4 protein-coding genes are annotated in these 3,093 nt (G+C 69.6%); all 4 read right to left on the reverse strand.

The window, feature by feature from the left end:
• On the reverse strand, positions 1–565 hold a 565-nt coding region (locus HG543_RS52740; RefSeq protein WP_211194791.1), incomplete at its 3' end, for a translation initiation factor IF-2 N-terminal domain-containing protein.
• A 108-nt stretch (positions 566–673) separates the two neighbouring features.
• Complete coding sequence (locus HG543_RS56110; RefSeq protein ID WP_343073666.1) at positions 674–1,030, reverse strand: YlxR family protein; 357 nt, start codon at positions 1,028–1,030, stop codon at positions 674–676.
• Positions 1,002–2,702: a transcription termination factor NusA gene (gene nusA, locus HG543_RS52750; protein ID WP_169352537.1), complete on the reverse strand. Its 1,701-nt coding sequence runs from the start codon at positions 2,700–2,702 to the stop codon at positions 1,002–1,004. The genes HG543_RS56110 and nusA overlap by 29 nt, the downstream gene beginning before the upstream one ends.
• Before the next feature lie 63 nt (positions 2,703–2,765).
• Positions 2,766–3,093 (reverse strand): ribosome maturation factor RimP (gene rimP / locus HG543_RS52755; protein ID WP_169352538.1); only part of this gene is annotated, 328 nt, incomplete at its 5' end.

The raw sequence follows: 3,093 nt of genomic DNA on the forward strand, positions 1-3,093 counted from the left end.
CCTTGGGGGCCTCCGCGACGGGCGCGGGCTGCTGCGGGGTGGCGGCGACGGGGGCCGGAGCCTCCGGAGCCGGAGGGGCGGCCTCCACCGGCCGGGACGGCTCGGCGGCGGCGCGCGGCGGCTCGACTGGAGCCGGCGGAGTCTGCGGAGCCTGGACGGCGGGCGGCGGCGTCTCCACGACGGGAGCCCGCGGGGGCTCCTCGACGACCGGCGCGGCCACCTGGGCCGGGGCCTCGGCCGCCTGGGCGGAAGCCTCGGAGGCGGACATGTCGGCGGCCTGCTGGCCGTCGCCTCCCGAGTCGGCGGACGCACCACCGCTGGGCGCGCCCACCTTGCGGCGGACGACGAAACCCTTCGCCGTCACGGGCGGCGCGGCCTGCTTCGGCTTGCGCTTGTCCAGAATCTTCTGGACCGCGGCGGTGGCCTGGTCGTCGTCGAGAGAAGACGAGTGGCTCTTGACGTCGTATCCGAGCGCCGCGAGCTCGTTTACGACCTCCTTGTTGTCGAGCTCAATTCCGTGGCCCTTGAGCTCCTTGGCGATTTCATGGACGCGCTTCTTCGACATATTGCCCTTGTTGGCCTTCTGCTCCGCCGCTTCCGGGGCGCAGTACCCTAGTCCAAACCCGAAAATGTGTGCGAGTGGTCCTTAACACCCACTCCCCCCCCACACCCTTTAGCTCTCCGTCCCCGGCTCCCACGCCTGCCCGAGCTGCGACGGGTCGACCTGCCCCGCCTTACCGCGGAAGGCTCTACCGAAGGCCTTCCGCTTCAGCGCTGCCGTCAGACAACCGGCACCGCACAGGTAGGCGCCCCGTCCTGGCAGCCGCCTCTTCCTGTCCACTGCTATCGCGCCCCCGGGGCCTACCACGAACCGGGTGAGCTCTGCCTGCGGGCGCCTCGAACCGCATCCGACGCACGTCCGGACCGGACCTGACTCCGCGCTCTGCTCTCCCGGCCCCGAGCGGCCGGACGGGCGCCTCACGTCTCCTCCCTTCCCTAGCTTACGGCGACTTGGTGGCTTCCGCGCCACCCTCCAGGCTCGCCGTCATCGCGCCGCGCTCGGCATTCAGCTCCGCGCGCAGCTTGGCCTCCTCCACGAGGTAGTTCTCCGCCGCGCTCTTCAGCTGGCGGGCCTTCTTGATACCCACACCCGGCACGTCGCCCAGCTTCGCCAGGTCCTTCTCGTTGGCGATGTCCTCCACCGACTTGTAGCCGGCGAGGATGAGCTGCTCGATGGTCTTCTCCCCCACCCCGCGCACGCGGGCCATGCGCTCGGACGGGTTGAGCTCGTCCGGATGGCGACGGGCCTCCGCCAGCCGGGCCTGCTCCCTTTCATAATCCATGCGCGACAGCTCCGCCTGGTCCTCCACCATCCGCTTGCGCGCGGCCTCCTGCATGGTGGGGATGCGGGCGGGGTCGATGCCGGGCAGCTGCGCCAGCATCTCGGGGTTCGCATCGGCCACGTCGCGGGCCTGGCGGAAGCCGTGGGCGTAGAGCGTCTCCACCAGCATCTCGTTGACGCCCGGCAGCGAGCCCAGCGAGCGGGTGGCGAACTCGCGCAGCTCGCGCACGCGGCTCTCGCTGTTGATGTCCAGCTTCCAGCCCGTCAGCTGGGCGGCGAGGCGCACGTTCTGCCCGCGCCGGCCGATGGCGAGGCTGAGCTGGTCGTCCGGGACGATGAGCTCCATGGCGTGGTTGGCCTCGTCGATGATGACGCGGCTGACCTCCGCGGGCGCCAGCGCCGAGCACACGAAGCGGGCCGGGTCCTCGTCGTAGGGGACGATGTCGATCTTCTCGCCGCGCAGCTCCTGCACCACCGCCTGCACGCGGCTGCCCTTCATGCCCACGCACGCGCCCACCGGGTCCACGTCCGAGTCACGGCTGGACACGGCAATCTTGGCGCGGCCACCCGGCTCGCGCGCCGCCGCCTCGATGACGACGATGCCCTCGGCGATTTCCGGCACCTCCATCTCGAACAGCTTGGTGAGCAGGTTCACGGAGGCGCGGCTGAGGACGATCTGCGGGCCCTTGGACTCGCGCAGCACGTCCAGCACGTAGGCCTGGACGCGGTCGCCGGGGCGGTACGTCTCGCGCGGCACCTGCTCGCGCACCGGCAGCACCGCCTCGGCGCGGCCCAGGTCCACGATGATGTTGCCGCGCTCGAACCGGCGGGCGATGCCGGTGACGATCTCGTTCTTGCGGTCCTTGTACTCGTTGAAGACGTTCTCGCGCTCCGCGTCGCGCGTGCGCTGCAGGATGACCTGCTTGGCCGTCTGCGCCGCGATGCGGCCGAAGCCGCGGCGGAAGGTCTTCAGCCGGAGGATGTCGCCGTACTGGTCGTCCTGCGCCTTGGCCTCGGCGGCGTCCTCGTCGCGGTAGAAGATCTGGAAGACGAGCTCGTCCCCGGACTCCACTTCCATGCCCTTCTTGTGGGCCTCGGCGATGGTGATCTGGTTCACCGCCTGCACCGGGTCGGTGATTTCATCCACCACGGTGATGGCCTGGAACAGCTCCACCACGCCCTTCTCGGGGTCGTACTTGGCCTCGAGGTTGCGGTCCTGGCCAAAGTGCTTCTTGGCCGCGGTCTTCATCGCGTCCTCGAGGGTGGCAATCAGCACAGCCCGCTCGATGCCCTTGTCCTTGGCGACCTGGTCGAGGACGAGGTTGAGGTTGACGCTCGGGTTGGCTTGCTGCGTGGGCATGGTCTTCTCCTAAAAGGGTCCACGGGCGTCCCCGCGCGGAAGGGGCGCCCTGTATGTCGACGTCTAGAACTCGAACTCCAGGTTCGCCTTGGCGATGTCCTTGAAGAGGATGTGGAAGGTCCCGGCGCCTTCCACCTCCACCGCGATGCCGTCGCCTGACACCTCGGCCAGCGTGCCGGTGAAGTTCTTGCGCGGGGGGTCTCCCAGCGGCCCGAACGTCTTCACCTTCACCTTCTGTCCCTTCACTCGCTCGAAGTGCGCCGGCTTCTTGAGCGGCCGGTCCACCCCGGGGCTGGAGACCTCCAGGCTGTACTCGTGGGGGATGAAGTCCTCCACGTCGAGCGCCGGGTCCACGGCGCGCGACACCTGGGTGCACTCGTCCAGCCCGACC

The organism is Pyxidicoccus fallax (genome assembly GCF_012933655.1).
In the GTDB taxonomy this organism is placed as follows: Bacteria; Myxococcota; Myxococcia; order Myxococcales; family Myxococcaceae; genus Myxococcus; species Myxococcus fallax.

What these genes read in the sequence shown, in the direction of transcription:
- nusA (WP_169352537.1), bottom strand. Translation starts at nt 2,702, where the DNA reads ATGCCCACGCAGCAAGCCAACCCGAGCGTCAACCTCAACCTCGTCCTC.